The sequence below is a fragment of the Nocardioides caricicola genome (assembly GCF_039541135.1).
Taxonomy (GTDB): domain Bacteria; phylum Actinomycetota; class Actinomycetes; order Propionibacteriales; family Nocardioidaceae; genus Nocardioides; species Nocardioides caricicola.
In genome coordinates this window covers 317712-335637 of sequence record NZ_BAABFQ010000008.1, presented here as the reverse complement: position 1 = coordinate 335637, position 17926 = coordinate 317712, and the positions used below count along the sequence as shown (strand labels likewise).

Here is a 17926-nt window from a genome sequence, read left to right as displayed (position 1 = left end):
CCGTGCGCCGGACTGCTCGGATCCTGACCTACGTCGGGGTCTGGCTGCTCTGTGCCGTCCTCGTCGGGCTGGTGCTGTTCCTGACCAGCAGCCGCACCGTCGAGCTGGCCAGCCACGACGCGGTCGTCTCGCCGGACCTGTCCGGCAAGGCCGTGCTGGACGCCGGGCCGATCCTCCCGGACGTGCGTGTGGACAGTGGCAGGGTCGTCGGTGTCGACGTCCAGCTCGGGAAGACCGACGCGAAGTCGACCGACGAGCTCGTCCAGCGCTACGCCCTGCTCGCCAGCCAGCCCGAAGGCCAGCTGGCCAAGATCGGTCATGCCGTCGAGTCGATGGCGGTCGACGCCCTGGTGCGCGGCGCCGTGCTCGGCCTGGTGCCCGTGGTGGTGTGGCTGCTCATCGGTCCGACCCGCCGGCGGGAGCTGGCGGGCCGGTTCCAGCTCCGCACCGGGGTGGTCGCGGTGGTCCTGGCCGTCGTGCTCGGGATCGCGGTCTGGCAGCCGTGGCGCGAGCCGGCCACTCCGGTGGGCGGTGGTGACTGGGTGTCCCTGCAGGAGTTCCTCGGCCCCGACGTCCCGGTCCCCGACGAGCTCGACGACGTCCAGGTGCGCGGTGACGTCACCACGTCCCAGACCCGCCGACTGGTCGAGAGCGCGGTCGACACCTACGACACGAGCAAGGAGTTCTACGCGGCGGCGGAGGAGCACGCGGCCACCCTGGACCTGCGGGTGCCTGAGGAGGGCGACACGGTCGTGGTCTTCGTGTCCGACCGGCACGACAACATCGGCATGGACCCCGTCGCCCGCGCGATCGCCGACGCGGCCGGCGCGACGGCGGTGTTCGACGGCGGCGACGACACCTCGACGGGCAGCAGCTGGGAGGCGTTCTCCCTCGACTCGGTGAGCGCGGCCTTCGCGGGCCTCGACCGCTGGGGCGTCGCCGGCAACCACGACCACGGTGACTTCGTCAGCGACTACATGTCCGACCACGGCTGGACGATGCTGGACGGCGAGGTGGTCGAGGGACCCGCGGGCACGACGCTGCTCGGTGTCGACGACCCGCGCTCCAGCGGCCTCGGCAGCTGGCGCGACGAGGTCGGTCTGTCGTTCGCCGAGGTCGAGGAGCGGATGGCCGATGCCGCGTGCGAGGTCGAGGGCGGGCTGGTGACCATGCTGGTCCACGACGCGAACCTCGGCCGCGAGGCGCTCAACCGCGGCTGTGTGCAGCTGGTGCTCGGCGGCCACCTGCACAACCGGGTCGGCCCAGAGCCGACCGTCGGCGAGAACGGCTCCACGGGGTACCGCTACACGACCGGCACCGCGGGCGGAGCGGCGTACGCCATCGCGCTGGGGAGCAAGCCCAAGCACGAGGCCGAGATCAGCCTGATCACCTACCGCGACGGCCACCCGGCGGGTATCCAGTGGGTCGACATCCAGACCAACGGGGTCTTCGAGGTCGGGGCGTACGTCGAGCTGACCTATCCGCCTCTCACCGTGCAGTAGCTCAGGGCCCGGCTAGACCAGCACGGGCAGTGTGACGCTCGGGGTGCGTGCTCATCGCGCCCGATGTCTCTCTTGACTGCAATCGGACATCCGGAGAGCGGTCTTCTGTGAGGATCTGCGCACGTGTCTCGTCGTCGGGAGGAAGTCGACACATGCTCGGACTGAACGGAACCGGCGTGCACGCGCAAGCCGTCAGGGCCCTGTCGTGAGGGCCCGTTCAATGCTTCCTCGTGTGGGTGCGGCCTGTTTCGCGAGTGTTCTCGTACTCGCCGGATGCTCGGGGGATAGCGCAGTTCCACCGCAATCGGACGTCCCGATCATGTCGCTCGGACTCGATGCCGTTACGGAAATTACGTATCCCGTCGGGAAACGCTTCTCGTTCGGTCTGGGAACAGTGGAGGCTCCTGTCGCCGGTCGAATCGAGGATGTTTCCGTCGAGATGCGGGGCACGGGGTTGACCGTCCTCGGCTATCAGCTCACTCAGGAGGGCAACCCCACGTTCGACGTCACCGACGAGTTTCCGCCGGTCGTGCGCTGGTTGGAAGGGCTCGGACCGGCGGTGGGTTCGACGATCTCGGCGCAGGCGGCCGGCGTTCGTCTGGTGGTCGGGCTCGAGGTGGTCGGCGAGGCGTACACCGAGATCCGAGGTATCGACGTGACGCTTGTCGGCGACGACGGCAAGGAGCACGACATCCATCTCGCTGTGGGGCTCGTCCAGTGCGGGCCTTCCGTGACGGACGATGCCTGCGATCCCATCTGAACTTGTCTGGGCGGGATCAACGCGTCAGAGCGATTCGAGGTCCATGGGAGCGCGCCACGTGTGTTGACCGTCACCTCCGGCCGCCCTCCTCGTTGAGCCAGAACTGATACGTGTTCTAGCTCCGTGGAGGCCCTCGTGGTCCGGATCCGTCGTGCCGTGCTGGCACCTGTCTGTGCGCTGGTCGCGCTCTCCCTCGCCGCGTGCGGCTCCCAGCTCGACCCCGACACCGTCGCGGCCGTCAACGGCACGAGCGTCGGCCCGGACGGCGAGGTGGTGGCGGCGGACGGCACCGTCACCGGCCCGGACGGCTCGGTGCCGGGCAGCACCGGGGACGGAGGGAGCACGACGACGGCCGGAGGCTCGACGTCCACGGGGGGCGGCAGCGGGGAGGCGCAGGAGGGCACGGGGGCGAACTCCGCGACCGGCGGCGCGAAGGCCGGCAGCTGCAACGGCTTCAAGAACCAGACCGGCATCACCGACAAGACCGTCGTCATCGGCAACGCCTCCGACGTGTCCGGGCCGGTGCCCGGGCTGTTCGAGGCCAGCCAGGACGCCGTCCGCGCCTACGTCGCCTACTTCAACGCCACCAGCGACATCTGCGGCCGCAAGCTCGAGCTGAAGGCGTACGACAGCCGCACCGACGCCGCTGCGGACCAGCAGGCCTACGCGAAGGGCTGCGACGAGACGTTCGCGATGGTCGGCTCGATGTCGGCGTTCGACTCCGGCGGCGCCAAGACCGCCCAGGACTGCGGGCTGCCCGACATCCGCTCGGCGTCGGTGACGTTCGACCGCCAGGACTGCACCACCTGCTACGGCGCCCAGTCGACCGTCGCCACCGAGTTCCAGAACGCCGTGCCCGACTTCGTGAAGAAGAACCACCCGGACGCCGCGAAGAACGCGGCGATGCTCTACATCAACGCCGGGGCCGCGGCGGAGAACGCCGAGGTCCAGGTCTCCGCGATGGAGAACCGCGGCATGACCTTCGACTACGTCAAGGGCATCGACATCTCCGAGTTCAACTACGCGCCGTACGTGCAGGAGATGAAGAGCAAGGGCATCGAGTACGTCCAGATGATCGGGGCGTCCGCGCAGTTCGTCCGGCTGGCCGACGCGATGAAGCAGCAGGGCTTCGACCCCGAGGTGTTCATGCTCGACCCGACGGCGTACACCACCGAGTTCGTCCAGAACGGCGGTGACGCGGTCGAGGGCACCACGCTGTTCATCAACTTCACGCCGTTCGAGGAAGCCAGCAGCAACAAGGAGCTGCAGCTCTACATGAGCTGGCTCCAGCAGGTGAAGCCCGGCGCTGAGCCGAGCTTCTTCGGGCTGTTCTCCTGGTCGGCCGCGCGGCTGTTCGTCGAGCGCTCGATCACGCTGGGCGGCCGGCTCAGCCGGCAGAGCCTGCTGGCCGACGTCGGCAAGGTCGACAACTGGACCGCGAACGGCATGCACTCGCCCCAGCACGTGGGTCCGCGGCGCACCGGCGAGTGCTGGCGGTTCATCCAGCTCAAGGGCGGTCGCTGGGTCCCGGTCGGCGGGACGAAGTACCTCTGCAGCGGCACGACGTCCTCGTGATCGGCGTCCGGATGTCCAGACAGGCGTCACCAAGTCGTGCGGACCTCGTTGAGACGAGCATCACGTTCGGTCTCCAGGGAGGGAACCATGCGTAGGGTCCGACTGCTCACCGTCGCCGCCGTCGCGGTCGCGGTCGCCCTGGCCGGGTGTGGCTCCCAGCTCGACCCCGACACGGTCGCCGCCGTCAACGGCACCACGGTCGGGGGCTCCGGTGACACTGCTGCCGGCGGCGTCGACGGCGGCACCGGCCTGACTGCGGACGGCGGGTCGGGCGGTACGACGGGCGGCTCGGACGGCAGCACCGGCACGACCGGGAGCAGCGGCGGCGCGGCCGGCCCCGCGACCGAGGGCACCGGCGCGAACGCCGCGGCCGGCGCCGGCAAGGCCGGCAGCTGCGACGGCTTCAAGAACCAGACCGGCATCACCGACAAGACGATCACGATCGCCAACATCTCCGACATCTCGGGCCCGGTGCCCGGGATCTTCGAGTCGGCGCAGGAGGCGACGCGGGCGTACGCCGCGTACTTCAACGCCACCAACGACATCTGCGGCCGCAAGCTCGAGGTGCAGCTGCTCGACAGCCGCGCCGACGCGGGCGCCGACCAGCAGGCCTACACGAAGGCCTGCGACGAAGCGTTCGCCGCGGTCGGGTCGATGTCGGCGTTCGACTCCGGTGGCGCCGGCCCGGCCGAGGACTGCGGCCTCCCGGACATCCGCTCGACCACCACCACGCCCGAGCGTCGCGACTGCGCCACCTGCTTCGCCGCGCAGGCCGTCGACCCGGGCGCCGTCAACGGGTCGATGCCGCGCTACTTCCTCTCGAAGTTCAAGAGCGCCACGCAGCATGCCGCGGTCCTCTACATCAACGCCGGCGCGGCCGCCGTCAACGCCGAGATGTTCCGCAACGCCTACAACCGCGCGGGCTGGAAGGTCGACTACTTCAAGGGCATCGACGTCTCCGAGTTCAACTACGCGCCGTACGTCCAGGAGATGAAGGACAAGGGCATCGAGCTGGTGACCTACACCGGCCCGTACCAGAACACCGTGAAGCTGCTCGATGCCATGCAGCAGCAGGGCTTCGAGCCCGAGGCGTTCGTCCAGGACTCGACCATCTACGACCAGAACTTCGTCGAGCAGGCCGGCGACAACGGCGACGGCGTCTACGCCTGGTCGACGACCGAGCTCTTCGACGACTACTCCGTCAAGGAGATGCAGCTCTACCGCTCGTGGCTCGAGCAGGTGAAGCCCGGCGCCACACCGAACTACTTCGGCCTCTACGCCTGGTCCGCGGCCCGGTTGTTCGTCGAGCAGGCGGTCCAGCTCGGTGGCAAGCTCAGCCGCGCGTCGCTCGTGGCCGCGATCAAGAGCGTCAAGGGCTGGACCGGCAACGGCCTCCACGTCCCCCAGCAGGTCGGCACGAAGGTCACGTCGAACTGCGGATCCGTGCTCCAGCTCGACGGCGGCAAGTGGCGTCAGGTCTCCCCTGGCGGCTTCGCCTGCGGCCCGCTCCTGAACGGGAACTGACGATGTCCACGATCATCTCCTTCACCATCCTCGGCCTCTTCACCGGAGCGGCGTACGCCATCGCGGCGAGCGGCCTGGTGCTGACCTACACGACGACCCGGGTCTTCAACATCGCCCACGGTGCGTTCGGCATGGTCATGGCCTTCACGTTCTGGGACTTCAGCCAGCGCCAGGGCATGCCCACCTGGCTGGCGCTGTTCCTCGTGCTCGGCGTGGTCGCGCCCGGCACCGGCTGGCTGGTGCAGCGGTTCGTCACGCGAGGCCTCGGCGAGGGTCCGGTCAGCGTCTCGCTGGTCGTGACCGTCGGGCTCTTCGTCGGCCTGATCGGCCTGGCGCAGTACATCTGGCCCCCGGAGCCGCGGACGGTGCCGCCGTTCCTGCCGGACAAGGGACTCCAGATCGGCGACACCTACGTCACCGCGCACCAGATCATCACGATCGCGCTCTCGGCCGTCGTCGCCCTGCTGCTCTACCTGCTGCTCAACCGCACCCGGATCGGCACCGCCATGCGGGCGTCGGTCGACAACCCGGTGCTGCTGCGGCTGTTCGGCGGCAACCCCGACCACGTCGCGTCGCTGTCCTGGGCGATCGGGATCTCGCTGGCCGCCCTCGCCGGCATCCTGCTGTCGCCGGTGATCGGCCTCTCCTACTACGACCTCACCCTGCTGGTCATCAACGCCTACGCCGCCGCCATGCTGGGCCGGTTGCAGAGCCTGCCGCTGACGTTCGTCGGCGCGATGGGGCTCGGCGTGCTCCAGTCCTTCGCGGTCGCCTACCTCCCCAGCGAGGGCAGCCTCGCGGGGCTGCGCGCGGTGGTGCCGGCGCTGTTCCTCTTCGTGGTGATCATCGCGATGCCGCAAGCCCAGCTGCGCATCGGGCAGGTCAAGGGCATCGTCACCGCACCGCTGCCGTCGATGACCAAGTCCGTCGGCTGGGGCGGTGCCCTGCTCGTCCTGGTCGCGCTGCTCGCGGCCTCGATGTCGGACGCCGACCTGCTGCTCGTCGGGACCGCGGCGACGTACGCGATGGTGATGCTCTCGCTGGTCCTCCTCACCGGGTACGGCGGCCACGTCTCGCTCGCCCAGTTCACGTTCGCCGGCGTCGGTGCGCTCGCGTACGCGAAGCTCGACGAGCCCAACCTCTACGGGCTGCTGATGTCCGCGCTGATCGCCGCGGGGGTGGGCGCGCTGGTCGCGCTGCCCGTGCTGCGGCTCACCGGCCTGTACCTCGCGCTGTCGACGCTCGCGTTCGGCGTGCTCATGGACAAGCTGGTCTTCCAGGCCGACTTCGCGTTCGGTTTCAACGGCACCCTGAGCGCCCAGCGGCTCACGGTCCTCGGCTACGAGTTCTCCTCGACCGGCCGGTACGTGCTGGTGATGACGGCGTTCTTCGTGCTGATGTCGCTCGCCCTGCTGCTGCTGCGCCGCGGTGTGCTCGGCCGGCTGCTGATCGCCATGCGCGACAGCCCGGCCGCCTGCGGCACGCTCGGGCTGGACATGCGCTGGTTCCGGGTCGCGCTGTTCGGGCTCTCCGCCGGGATGGCCGGCCTCGCCGGCGGGCTGTTCGCGGGCCTGCGTGGCACCATCGGCGCCGCCGACTTCCAGCTCTTCAACAGCCTGCCGCTGCTGCTGCTCGCCGTGGTCTGCGGCGTCACGTCGGTGACCGGGGCGACGCTCGGCGGGATCGGCCTGATGCTGCTCCCGGTGCTGCAGAGCTCGCGGCCCGAGCTCGCCGGGCTGGTGTTCGCGATCCTCGGCTTCGGTGCGGTCGCCCTCGGCCGCGACCCCAACGGCCTGGCCAACCTGGTCTTCGGCCTCGGCCGCCGGCTCGACTCCCGCTTCGGCGACCGGATCCGCACGGCCGTGCCCGTGCTGCCGCTGCCCCGGCCTCGCACCGAGGACGACAGCGAGACCAACATCCCGCTCAAGGAGGGCGCTCATGTCGCTGCTCGAGGTTGAGGACGTCGTCGTCCGGTTCGGTGGCGTGACCGCCGTCGACCACGCCGGGTTCACCGCCGAGGCGGGCCGGATCACCGGCCTGATCGGGCCCAACGGCGCGGGCAAGACCACCTGCTTCAACGTGATCACGGGCCTCCAGAAGCCCAACCACGGGACGGTCCGCTTCGACGGCCGCGCGATCACCCGGCTGCCGGTGCACCGCCGCTCGCGACGCGGGATGGGCCGCACGTTCCAGCGCCTCGAGGCCTTCGGTTCGCTGACGGTGCGCGACAACGTCCGCGTCGCCCGCGACATCCACCGCGGGATCGCCGGCCTGGTCCGGCCGGTCGGCACCGACGTGGACGGACTGCTCGAGCGCGTCGGGATCGCGGCGTACGCCGACGAGCGCGCGGACTCGATCCCCACCGGCGTCGCCCGCCTGCTCGAGCTGGCCCGCTGCCTGGCCGGTCAGCCGAAGCTGCTGCTCCTCGACGAGCCGTCCTCCGGCCTCGACGAGTCGGAGACCCAGGCCTTCGGCGAGCTGCTCGCCGAGCTCGCCGCCGAGGGTCGCGGGATCGTCATGGTCGAGCACGACATGGAGCTGGTGATGTCGGTCTGCGACGACCTGCACGTGCTCGACTTCGGCAAGGTCATCGCGTCCGGCCCGCCGGCCGTGATCCGCGCCGACCCGGCGGTCCAGAAGGCCTACCTCGGCTACGCCGACGAGTCCGACGACACCCAGGTCCTGGAGGCGATCTCATGAGCGTTCCCATCCTCGAGATCGTCGGCCTGCACGCGGCGTACGGCCGCATCGAGGTCCTGCGCGGCGTCGACCTGAGCGTCCCGAAGGGCGCGGTGATGGCGCTGCTCGGCCCGAACGGCGGCGGCAAGAGCACCCTGGTCAAGGTCATCAGCGGCCAGAAGAAGCCGACGTCCGGCGACATCCACCTCGGTGGCGTGCACGTGCAGGACGCCTCCGCCGAGGAGCTCGCCCGCCTCGGGCTGTGCACGGTGCCCGAGGGCCGCTCGGTGTTCCCGAACCTCACGGTCGAGGAGAACCTCACGCTGATGTCGTACGCCGGGGTCGCGGCCGACGCCGTGCTCGACACGGCGTACTCCTACTTCCCGCGGCTGCACGACCGGCGGCACCAGCTCGCCGGCACCATGTCCGGCGGCGAGCAGCAGATGCTCGCGATGTCCCGGGCGCTCGCGTCCGACCCGGCGCTGCTGCTGCTCGACGAGCTGTCGATGGGGCTGGCGCCGCTGATCGTCGACGAGCTCTACGACACCGTCGCGCAGATCGCCGAGAGCGGGGTCTCGATCCTCTGCATCGAGCAGTTCGCCCGCACCGCGCTCCGGGTCTCCGACTACGCGGCGGTCATGACCGGCGGCCGCATCGTCGCCACCGGAGAGCCCAGCGAAATCATGGACACGATGTCCGACGTCATCCTCGGAGGGGCAGCATGAAAAGACTTCTCGTCCCGCTCGCTGCTACCGCCCTGGTCGGCGCCGCGCTGCCGGTCTCGGCCGGGGCCAGCGAGGACCCGGCGTTCAGCGGGTACCGCACGGTCGCCGTCGCGGCGCCGGTGAAGATCGAGCTCTACGAGCCGACGATCCCGATCCCGGCGGACCCGCAGCTCGAGGTCGAGCTCGGCTACACCACCGTCGAGGCCGACTCCGGCAGCTCCGCCGGCCGCGCCAGCTGGCTGTGGCCGGGCGACCCGGTCGGTGAGGGCATGAAGACGTTCGTCGAGCAGCTCGGCCTGCCCAAGGAGCTCGGCGAGAACGGCTACCCGGTGCAGGTGAACTCCAGCTCGCCGTCCGGCGAGGAGAAGCAGGCGGACGAGCCGTTCCCCGGCATGGTCATGCGGACCAGCGCCAGCGAGACCAGGACCGTCGCCCAGGCAGGCTTCTCGCCCGACGGCCAGGTGGGCGACGGCACCGAGAAGAAGGGCGGCGACGGCGGCGGCGAGACTCCCGGCGTACCCGGTCTTCCCGGGCTGCCGGGTGCCGACCTGCTGCAGCAGTTCGGCGCGGCGATCACCGGCGGGCTCACCACGGCGGCCGAGGAGGACCCGGCGCCGACGCCGACGCCCGGCCTGCCGCCCGAGCTCGCGGCGCTGGTCGACCTCGAGGGCTACACCTCCTCGAGCCAGAACGTCGTCTCCGACGGCAAGGTCGTCACGACGGCGCGGTCCGCGCTCGGCGACGTGTCGCTGCTCGGCGGCATCGTCACCCTCGAGGGACTCGTCTCCACCAGCTCCAGCAGCAGCGACGGCGCGAAGGCCAGCACCTCCGGGCGGACCGTGCTGGGCGGCATGACCGTGGCCGGGCAGGAGTTCTCCTTCGGCCCGGACGGCGTCGTCGCCGCCGGCCAGGGCGGCGAGGTGCCGGAGCTGCCCGCGCAGCTCACCGACGCGCTCGCCCAGCTCGGGGTCGAGATCGGGCTCACCAGGCCGCAGCGGACGGTGAAGGGCGACAAGGCCTCGAACGACGTGTCCGGGCTCGTCCTCGACATCGACACCTCGGTGCTGCGCAAGCAGCTCGACGCGCTGCCGATCGACGACATCATCGGCGCGCTGCCCAGCGACCCGCCGGAGCTGAAGAGCACCCTGCAGGCGCTCGCCGGGCTCGCGCCGCGCGTGGTCGTGACGCTGGGCGTCGCCAGCACCCAGGTCGACACCGTCCAGGGCATCGAGATCCCGACCGAGGTGCCCGACAACGATCCCGGCACCACCGAGCCCGGCGCCGCGGCGGGCGGCTCCGGCGGCGTGGCGTCGTCCGGCTCCGCCCCGACGGCCGCCGCTCCGGCAGCGGCTGCCGGAGGAGACGCTCCGGCCACCACGGGTGACCTGCCCCCGGCCGAGCTGGCCGGCTCCGGCCTGCCTCCGCTGTACTCGATCCCGGCGGCGCTCCTCATCGCCGGCATCGCCCTCGCCGCCGTCGGCGGCACCTGGTTGCGCAAGGCCGGCGTCCTCGCCCTCGGTGGCACCGGCTCCTGTTCCCACGGCCTCGACAGCGGCCTGCCCGATCTCAGAAAGGCCTGACGATGACTGCGATGACCACCCAGGACCAGCTCACGGTCGGCCTGCCGAAGGCCAGCAGCCGCGGCAGCCAGTCCGGTGCCGCGCCGTTGAAGGACAACCACTACCAGCTGCTCCAGCTCGTGCTGTTCTGGGCGGGCGCGATCCTGCTCCCGCTCGGGCTCGTGGTGATCGTGCTCGGCTGGTACGGCGCCGCGAACACGCCGTACCAGTACGACCAGCTGTCCTACCTCGTCTCCGGCGGCCTGCTCGGCCTCGGCCTGACGTTCACCGGCGGGTTCCTGTACTTCGGCGCCTGGCTGGCGCGCATCGCCGCCGACGGCAAGGAGTCGTCGCGTCGGCTCGCGGACACGCTGCTCGTGCTCGCCGACGTCACCTCGCGCGCCGCGACGACCCGCGACGACGGCGTGGACGTCTCGGCGCTCCCGGTGACCGCCGGTGACGGCACCACGATCCACCGCCGCGACTGCGCGCTGATCGCGCACCGCACCGACCTGCACCCCGTCGGCGAGGACAACGGCGCGCTCACGACCTGCCGGGTCTGCAGGCCCTAGTCCTCGTCGCCCGCCACCTTCTCGTCCGGCTTCGCCGGGAGCACGGTGTCCATGTAGCTGCGCGCTGCCTCCAGGAAGTCGACCTCGTGGCCGGCGTTCTCCGACAGGTACCACCGGTGCTCGAGGATCTCGTGGAAGATCTCGGCCGGCTCGAGCTTGCGGTCGGTGGGGATCATCGCGAGCACCGGCTCGTAGGTCTGGTTGAGCCACTTGGCGGCGACCAGGGAGCGGTCCTCGCGGCCGAGGTCCCAGTAGGCCGCGAACGACGCGATGTCGTTGAGCATCCGCCGGGCCTGCGCGTCCTCGACGTCGATGCCGGTGAGCGCCTGCAGCTCGCGACGGTGGTGGCCGAGCTCGACGACCTTGGGCTGGATCCGCACCCGGTCGCCGTCCCAGTCGGTGACGATGTCGAGCTCGTCGACGTCGAAGCCCAGGTCGTTGAGCCGCTCCACGCGCCGCTCGATGCGCCACATCTCCGTGGTCGAGAACTCCTCGGCGGCGGTCAGCTCGCTCCACAGCGCGTCGTACCGATCGCGGAGCAGCTCGACGATCTCGTGGGCCTGCACCTCGTAGTTCAGTGACTGGCTGGCCTGGAGGTCGAGCAGCTCGGCGAAGACGTTCTCGGTCGCGACGGTCAGGTCGTGCTCGCGCAGCTGGTCGGACAGGCTCGGCTTCAGCTCGCCGGTCTCGGCGTCGACGAGGTACGCCGCGAAGCCGCCCGCGCTGCGCCGGAACAGCACGTTCGAGAGCGACACGTCGCCCCAGTAGAAGTCCGCCAGGTGCAGCCGGACCAGCAGCACCACCATGGCGTCGACCAGCGACGGGACGTTGTCAGCGGTCAGCCCGTGGGCGAAGAGGCTGCGGTACGGCAGCGAGAACTGCAGGTGCTGGGTCAGCAGCGCGGCCGGGAGCTCCTCGCCGTGCTCGTCCACGCGCCCGGTGACCACTCCCTGCGGGAGCACCGCCGGCAGTCCCAGCCGCTGCAGGTCGCGCAGCATCCGGTGCTCGCGGAACGCGATCTCCTCGACGGTCTCCTTGACCGCGTAGGTGTTGGTACCGGGTCGCACGATCCGCACGACGTGCCGCGACAGTCCGCGGGGGAGCGGCACGACGTGCTCGGTCCACTCCTCCAGGGGCAGGTGCCACGGCAGCCCCAGGAGCGCCGGGTCCGGCCGGCCGGCCACGATGCGCAGTGCCATGTCTCGAGGCTAGATGCTCCAGACGGAGAACGCCGGTCCGTCCGTGGCGGGGACGGTGCCGGTGAAGTCGCCGTCGGTTCCGGTGGTGAGCAGCAGCGTGCCGTCGCCGAGCGGCAGGTCGACCGCCGGCGCGGCCGCGCGCCGCGCGGCGACCAGGACGGACCCGGCGGGGTGCTCCCGCAGGAACACCAGCACGTCGTCATCGACGTGCGCCCACCGGAGGCCACCGCGTCGCAGGGCCGGGTGCTCGTGACGCACCCGTGCGAGCCCGGCGTACGTCGCGAGCGTGTCCTCGTCCCACGACTCGCGCCGGTGCCAGGGGAACGGCCGGCGCGAGTCCTCGCCGAGCACGCCCTCCATGCCGATCTCGTCGCCGGCGAACAGCATCGGCACCCCCGGCAGCGTGAACTGCAGGCCGGCTGCGACCCGGTGCACCGCACCCGAGCCGGTGAGGGTGCGGATGCGCGCGCTGTCGTGAGAGCCGAGGATGTTCCACGACGACGAGGTCGCGCGCCAGCCGTAGCGGCCCTGCCACTCGCGCAGGCTCCGCACGACGCTCGCTCCCGGACGCCGCGACACCGGAACCGGGCGACCGAACGCGCGCGCCGGGGACCCGGGGTCGCGCAGCCACGACCAGACCGGCCAGGAGAAGCCGGAGTAGTTCATGGTGCCGTGCCAGCCGTCGCCGTCGAGGTCGGTGGAGGCGTCGTGGTTGTGCTCACCGATCACGAACGCGTCGGCGCGCTCGGCGGTCGCGGTGCGGCGTACCGCCCTCGCGACGTCGTGGTTGACGTCGATCGCGCCGAGCCGGCCGGTCATGTTGGCGACGTCCACGCGCCAGCCGTCGAGGTCGAACGGCGGCCGCAGCCAGCGCGCGACCACGGAGTCCGGGCCCTCGAGCATCGCCGCGCGCATGGTCGGGTTCGTGTGGTCGAGCTTGGGCAGCGTGTGGTGGCCCATCCAGCACTCGTAGGTGCCGTCGGGCCGGAAGCAGTAGTAGTCGTGCGTATCCGGGTTCGTGAACCACTCGTGGGTGTCGCCGGTGTGGTTGGTGGTCAGGTCGCCGAGGATCCGCCAGCCGCGCTCGTGCACGGCGCTCACCAGCCGCACGTACGCCTCGTCACCGCCGAGCAGGTCGTCGACGCGGTCGAACGTCGAGGCGTTGTAGCGGTGGTTGCTCTCGCCGGGGAACACCGGCGTCGTGTAGACGACGGTCACCCCGATCCCGGCGACGTGGTCGAGGTGTTCGGTGACGCCGTCCAGGTCGCCGCCGAAGAGCTGCAGCGGCGTGCGCGGGTCGTGCGGCTCGAACGCGACTGTGTCGTCCCAGCCGGCCGGCACCGCCCAGTGCGGGGTCTCCCGGGCGTCGGCGGCGCCCGAGCGGGCGAACCGGTCCGGGAACACCTGGTAGACGACCGCGTCGCGGGCCCAGTCCGGCGCCGGCGCGTGCGAGCTGATCCGGAAGTCGAACGCGTCCGGGGGATCGTGGTCGACCACCCCGGCGCCGGTGAGCCAGCGCTGCTGGTCGCCGGTGACCAGCAGGAAGCGGTAGTGCGTGACCGGGTTGTGCACCGGCAGGTCGCCCTGCCACCACACCGTGTGCTCGTCGCGCGCGATCTCGACGCACGGGTGGTAGGTCGGCTCCGCGTCGTACGTCGTCCGCACCCAGACCTGGTCGACGGGGTCCTCGGTGCTGGTCCGCACCCGGACCTGCACCGGCCAGCCGGTCGCCGGCGTCTCGTCGTCGACGTACAGCGGGGAGCCGTCGTGGTGGGGCTCGTGCAGGAGGGTCATCGCGGTCGCCTTCCGTGCGGCCTTCGCTGGGGCTCGAGGAGCACCGGGCCCGGCCCGTAGGCCGCCATCTCGTCGCCGGCGTTGCTCAGCGCGCAGGTCTTGAGGCTCAGGCAACCGCAGCCGATGCAGGAGTCCAGTCGGTCGCGCAGCTGCTCGATGCGCGCGATCTGCTCGTCGAGGCGCGGCCGCCAGCTCCGGCTGAGGCGGGCCCAGTCGGCCTTCGTCGGCACCCGCCCGTCCGGCAGGGTCGCGAGCGCCGCGCCGATCTCCTCCAGGCTGAGCCCGACGCGCTGCGCCGTACGGATGAACGCGATGCGGCGCAGCGTGGACTGCTCGTAGCGGCGCTGGTTGCCGGCCGTCCGCGTCGACGTCAGCAGGCCCTCGGCCTCGTAGAACCGGATCGCCGACGTCGCGACGCCCGCGCGCTCGGCGAGCTGCCCGATCGTCAGCAGGGTCATGGCCCCAGCCTCGCCGAATCCTCAACGGTCCTTCAAGTCGGGTGTCCGGAGCGATAGTCCCTCACGTCTTGGTCGTGTTCACCGGCGTGTCGACCACCAAAACGTTAGGGACTATCGCCCGCGACCACCTAGAACGTGTTCTAGATCGCTGGTACCGTCCGCGCTGTGACCGAACCAACTGGACGCGTCGTCGTCATCACCGGAGCCGCCTCCGGCATCGGCTACGCCACCGCCGAGCTGTTCCGCGACCAGGGCGCCGTCGTCTACGGCCTCGACATCAACCCGACCGTGCCGGACGGCGTGACGTACGTCGAGTGCAACGTCGGCGACAAGGCCGCGGTCGACGCGGCGATCGAGCGGTGCGCCGAGCACGGCCGCATCGACGTGCTCGCGAACGTCGCGGGCATCGTGCAGTTCGGCCGCATCGAGACCGTCACCGAGGCCGAGTGGGACCGCGTGCACGCGGTCGACCTCAAGGGCCCGTTCTTCCTCATCCAGGCCGCGCTCCCGCACATCCGCGCCGCCAAGGGCACGATCGTCAACGTCTCCTCGGTGGCCGGCAACGTCGCGCAGCCCTACGCCACGGCGTACGCCGCCGCCAAGGGCGGGCTCACCCAGCTCACCAAGGCGCTCGCGCTCGAGCTCTCGCCCGAGGGGATCCGAGTCAATGCGATCTGCCCCGGCACCGTCGACACCCCGATCGTCGAGCAGGTGTTCCACAAGCTGACCGACGACCTGGACACCCGGGTCGCCGACCGGCTGATGATGATGCTGCCCGGCGGCGCCATCGCGCCGTCCGAGATCGGCGAGACGATCGTCTGGCTCGCGTCCCCGGCGGCGCGGATGATCACCGGTGCCGTCATCGCCCACGACGGCGGTATGAGCTGAGCGTCCGGCCCCACGTAGCATGTGCGCGCTGCCGGTGTAGCTCAGTTGGTAGAGCGCCTCTCTTGTAAAGAGGATGTCGCGGGTTCGACTCCTGTCACCGGCTCTCAGCGCAGCCGGCGTACGGCGAACGTCTCCGGTGGGTGTGCGATCGCGTCCTGGGCGGCGACGAGCTGGATCTCGCGGGTGCCCGCCGCGATCGTTTTCTCGAGGATCGCGAACACCGACGACGTCGTGCGCGACAGCGCGGTCTCGGCCGATCCGGTGGACAGCAGGTGCGCGAGGTACAGCGCCGCGGTGACGTCGCCGCACCCGTTGGGCGTGATCGGCAGCAGCGGCGTCTCGACCGCCCACGCGCCCTCGTCGGACACCGCGACCACGTCGAGCCGCCCCTCGGGGACGTCGCCGTGGAGCACGCTGGTGACCAGCACGTCGCGCGGGCCGCGCTCGCGCACCTCGTCGACGGCGTCGAGGATCTCGGCGAGCGTCGAGGTCGCGCGGCCGGCGAGGAAGTCCAGCTCGAAGTGGTTGGGCGTGAGGATGTCGGCCTGGGGTACGACGGTGTCGCGCATGAACTCCGGGATCCCGGGCCGCACGAACATGCCGCGGCCGACGTCGCCCATCACGGGGTCGCAGCAGTAGACCGCGGCGGGGTTCAGCTCCTTCACCTGCGCGACCGTGTCGAGGATGATCCCGCCGACGGCGGGGTCGCCCTGGTAGCCCGACAGCACCGCGTCCGCCTCGCCGAGCACGCCGCGGTCGCCGATCCCGGCGATCACCTCGCGCACGTCCTCGGGCGCGAGCAGCGGTCCGCGCCAGGCGCCGTACCCGGTGTGGTTGGAGAAGTGCACGGTCAGCACCGGCCAGACCTCGTGGCCGAGCCGCTGGAGCGGGAACACCGCCGCGGAGTTGCCGACGTGGCCGTAGGCCACCGAGGACTGGATGGACAGGATCTTCACCCTCGGCATCCTTCCGAGACGGGCCTTTGCCCGCAAACTAGAACGCGTTACAGTTGTGGCCGCGCACACATTCCAGCGGTATGTCTCCAGCGAGGTTGACCAGATGGCGAAGAACCTGCCGTACCAGAACGAGGCCGACTACGTGGTGGTCGGGTCCGGCAGCTCCGGGGCGGCGATCGCCGGCCGGCTGGCCCAGTCCGGGGCGAGCGTGATCGTCCTCGAGGCGGGCAAGAGCGACGAGCAGTTCCTGGTCAAGAAGCCGGGCATGATCGGCCCGATGCACTCGGTTCCCGAGATCAAGAAGCGGGTCGACTGGGGTCTGTACTCCACGCCGCAGAAGCACATCCTCGACCGCAAGATGCCGGTCCCGCGCGGCAAGGTCGTCGGCGGCTCGAGCTCGATCAACGGCATGGTCTACGTGCGCGGCAACCGCGCGAACTACGACTCCTGGGCGGCCGAGGGTTGCACCGGCTGGTCGGCCGACGAGGTCAACGCGGCGTACAAGCGCATGGAGGACTTCGAGGACGGCGCGAACGAGTACCGCGGCGCCGGCGGCCCGATCAAGGTCACCCGCAACCGCACGCCGCAGGAGGGTTCGCTGCAGTTCATCCAGGCGGCGTCCGACACCCTGGGCGCGAAGGTCCTCGACGACTACAACGCCGGTGAGCAGGAGGGCGTCAGCCGGATGCAGCAGAACGCCGCCGGCGGGCTGCGGTACTCCGCCTCGCGCGGCTACATCCACCACCTCGACGTCCCCACCCTGCAGCTGCAGACCGAGGTCCTGGTCCGCAAGGTGACCATCGAGAACGGCCGGGCGACCGGCGTCGAGGTCACCGACAAGGACGGCTCGAGGCGCACGGTCCGGGCGGCCAAGGAGGTCATCCTCTCGGCCGGGTTCGTGGGGTCCGCGCAGATCCTGATGCTCTCGGGGATCGGGCACGCGCAGCACCTGCGCGACCACGGGATCGACGTGATCGCCGACCTGCCGGTCGGTGACAACCTGCACGACCACATGTTCCACGCGCTGACGTTCCACGCGACCTCGTCGAAGATGCGCGGCAAGGCGTCGTTCTTCGCCAAGGGCGTGGCCAAGGAGCTGGTGCGCCCGGGCAAGAGCTTCCTGGCGAACTCCGTCTTCGAGGCCGTCGCGTTCCTGAAGACGTCCCAGGCGACCGACATCCCCGACCTCCAGCTGCACCTGCTGCCGTGGTCGTACGTCTCGCCCAACCAGGACGAGCCGATCCGCCACGACGTCGACCCGCGGCCGGCGATCACGATCCTGTCGACGCTGATCTACCCGCGCAGCCGGGGCACGCTGCGGCTGGCGTCCAGCGACCCGACGCAGGCGCCGCTGATCGACTTCCAGTACCTCGCCGACCCGGGTGACCTCGAGGTGCTGGCCGAGGGCTCCGAGATGACCCGGGAGATCATGGCCGGCGCGGCGTTCGGCGGCTCCGTGAAGGGCGAGCTCCACCCCGGCGCGAGCCTCAAGGGCCAGGAGCTGCGCGACGCGATCCTGAACCGCGCGACCTCGGTCTACCACGGCGTCGGCACCTGCCGGATGGGCGTCGACGAGCTCGCCGTCGTCACGCCGGACCTCAAGGTCCGAGGCGTCGAGGGGCTGCGCGTCTGCGACGCCTCGATCATGCCGTCGATCACCGGCGGCAACACCAACGCGCCCGCGATCATGATCGGCGAGCGCGGCGCCGACCTCGTGCTCGGGAAGGCCTGACCC

At 70.9% G+C, this 17926-nt stretch carries 15 protein-coding genes and 1 tRNA gene; 12 read left to right on the top strand and 4 right to left on the bottom strand.

The features are described from left to right. Positions 1-2 precede the first annotated feature (2 nt). The 9 genes from ABD875_RS19200 (at position 3) to ABD875_RS19160 (ending at position 10896) form a co-directional block, all read left to right on the top strand. Entirely contained in the window at positions 3-1502 is a 1500-nt protein-coding gene (locus ABD875_RS19200; protein ID WP_345181213.1) for a metallophosphoesterase, read from the top strand. Positions 1503-1821: 319 nt separating this feature from the next. Continuing rightward, positions 1822-2262, top strand: coding sequence for a hypothetical protein (locus ABD875_RS19195; RefSeq protein ID WP_345181211.1), 441 nt, complete (start codon positions 1822-1824; stop codon positions 2260-2262). A 123-nt stretch (positions 2263-2385) separates the two neighbouring features. After that, a complete protein-coding gene (locus tag ABD875_RS19190; RefSeq protein ID WP_345181209.1) occupies positions 2386-3837 on the top strand; it encodes an ABC transporter substrate-binding protein in 1452 nt (483 codons plus the stop codon). Between the two features lie 87 nt (positions 3838-3924). After that, the gene (locus ABD875_RS19185; RefSeq protein ID WP_345181207.1) at positions 3925-5361 is read left to right on the top strand and encodes an ABC transporter substrate-binding protein; all 1437 of its coding nucleotides are present in this window, start codon (positions 3925-3927) and stop codon (positions 5359-5361) included. A 2-nt stretch (positions 5362-5363) separates the two neighbouring features. After that, positions 5364-7319 carry a branched-chain amino acid ABC transporter permease gene (locus ABD875_RS19180; protein ID WP_345181205.1) on the top strand — a complete coding sequence of 652 codons (1956 nt, stop codon included), beginning with the start codon at positions 5364-5366 and terminating at the stop codon, positions 7317-7319. After that, a complete protein-coding gene (locus ABD875_RS19175; protein ID WP_345181203.1) occupies positions 7300-8061 on the top strand; it encodes an ABC transporter ATP-binding protein in 762 nt (253 codons plus the stop codon). The genes ABD875_RS19180 and ABD875_RS19175 overlap by 20 nt, the downstream gene beginning before the upstream one ends. Next, the gene (locus ABD875_RS19170; RefSeq protein ID WP_345181201.1) at positions 8058-8765 is read left to right on the top strand and encodes an ABC transporter ATP-binding protein; all 708 of its coding nucleotides are present in this window, start codon (positions 8058-8060) and stop codon (positions 8763-8765) included. The genes ABD875_RS19175 and ABD875_RS19170 overlap by 4 nt, the downstream gene beginning before the upstream one ends. Continuing rightward, complete coding sequence (locus tag ABD875_RS19165; RefSeq protein ID WP_345181199.1) at positions 8762-10345, top strand: choice-of-anchor P family protein; 1584 nt, start codon at positions 8762-8764, stop codon at positions 10343-10345. The genes ABD875_RS19170 and ABD875_RS19165 overlap by 4 nt, the downstream gene beginning before the upstream one ends. Before the next feature lie 11 nt (positions 10346-10356). Further along, complete coding sequence (locus tag ABD875_RS19160; protein ID WP_345181198.1) at positions 10357-10896, top strand: hypothetical protein; 540 nt, start codon at positions 10357-10359, stop codon at positions 10894-10896. Here the strand turns inward: ABD875_RS19160 and ABD875_RS19155 are convergent. Genes ABD875_RS19155 through soxR form a run of 3 tightly spaced genes read right to left on the bottom strand, consistent with a single transcriptional unit; the run spans position 10893 to position 14347 of the window. Beyond that, positions 10893-12095, bottom strand: coding sequence for a DUF4032 domain-containing protein (locus tag ABD875_RS19155; RefSeq protein WP_345181196.1), 1203 nt, complete (start codon positions 12093-12095; stop codon positions 10893-10895). The two genes, ABD875_RS19160 and ABD875_RS19155, sit on opposite strands and share 4 nt — an antisense overlap. A 9-nt stretch (positions 12096-12104) precedes the next feature. Beyond that, positions 12105-13889, bottom strand: a complete 1785-nt coding sequence (locus ABD875_RS19150; protein WP_345181194.1) for a glycoside hydrolase family 13 protein — start codon at positions 13887-13889, stop codon at positions 12105-12107. Continuing rightward, entirely contained in the window at positions 13886-14347 is a 462-nt protein-coding gene (gene soxR, locus ABD875_RS19145; protein WP_345181192.1) for a redox-sensitive transcriptional activator SoxR, read from the bottom strand. The genes ABD875_RS19150 and soxR overlap by 4 nt, the downstream gene beginning before the upstream one ends. A gap of 165 nt (positions 14348-14512) precedes the next feature. Here soxR and ABD875_RS19140 point away from each other — a divergent pair, with 165 nt between their 5' ends. After that, positions 14513-15235, top strand: coding sequence for an SDR family NAD(P)-dependent oxidoreductase (locus tag ABD875_RS19140; RefSeq protein ID WP_345181190.1), 723 nt, complete (start codon positions 14513-14515; stop codon positions 15233-15235). A 30-nt stretch (positions 15236-15265) separates the two neighbouring features. Further along, positions 15266-15338 (top strand) — tRNA-Thr (locus tag ABD875_RS19135). A 1-nt stretch (position 15339) separates the two neighbouring features. Here the strand turns inward: ABD875_RS19135 and pdxY are convergent. Continuing rightward, entirely contained in the window at positions 15340-16191 is an 852-nt protein-coding gene (pdxY, locus tag ABD875_RS19130) for a pyridoxal kinase PdxY (protein ID WP_345181188.1), read from the bottom strand. Positions 16192-16294: 103 nt separating this feature from the next. On the opposite strand from pdxY, the gene ABD875_RS19125 reads away from it, so the two are divergent. Continuing rightward, positions 16295-17923, top strand: a complete 1629-nt coding sequence (locus ABD875_RS19125) for a GMC family oxidoreductase (protein WP_345181187.1) — start codon at positions 16295-16297, stop codon at positions 17921-17923. Positions 17924-17926 lie beyond the last annotated feature (3 nt).

Bases quoted from the DNA above. Each gene is read 5' to 3' on its own strand.
- soxR (WP_345181192.1), bottom strand. From the start codon at position 14,347: ATGACCCTGCTGACGATCGGGCAGCTCGCCGAGCGCGCGGGCGTCGCG.
- ABD875_RS19185 (WP_345181207.1), top strand. From the start codon at position 3,925: ATGCGTAGGGTCCGACTGCTCACCGTCGCCGCCGTCGCGGTCGCGGTC.
- ABD875_RS19125 (WP_345181187.1), top strand. From the start codon at position 16,295: ATGGCGAAGAACCTGCCGTACCAGAACGAGGCCGACTACGTGGTGGTC.
- ABD875_RS19160 (WP_345181198.1), top strand. From the start codon at position 10,357: ATGACCACCCAGGACCAGCTCACGGTCGGCCTGCCGAAGGCCAGCAGC.
- ABD875_RS19180 (WP_345181205.1), top strand. From the start codon at position 5,364: ATGTCCACGATCATCTCCTTCACCATCCTCGGCCTCTTCACCGGAGCG.
- ABD875_RS19155 (WP_345181196.1), bottom strand. From the start codon at position 12,095: ATGGCACTGCGCATCGTGGCCGGCCGGCCGGACCCGGCGCTCCTGGGG.
- ABD875_RS19165 (WP_345181199.1), top strand. From the start codon at position 8,762: ATGAAAAGACTTCTCGTCCCGCTCGCTGCTACCGCCCTGGTCGGCGCC.
- ABD875_RS19150 (WP_345181194.1), bottom strand. From the start codon at position 13,889: ATGACCCTCCTGCACGAGCCCCACCACGACGGCTCCCCGCTGTACGTC.
- ABD875_RS19175 (WP_345181203.1), top strand. From the start codon at position 7,300: ATGTCGCTGCTCGAGGTTGAGGACGTCGTCGTCCGGTTCGGTGGCGTG.
- ABD875_RS19195 (WP_345181211.1), top strand. From the start codon at position 1,822: ATGTCGCTCGGACTCGATGCCGTTACGGAAATTACGTATCCCGTCGGG.
- ABD875_RS19170 (WP_345181201.1), top strand. From the start codon at position 8,058: ATGAGCGTTCCCATCCTCGAGATCGTCGGCCTGCACGCGGCGTACGGC.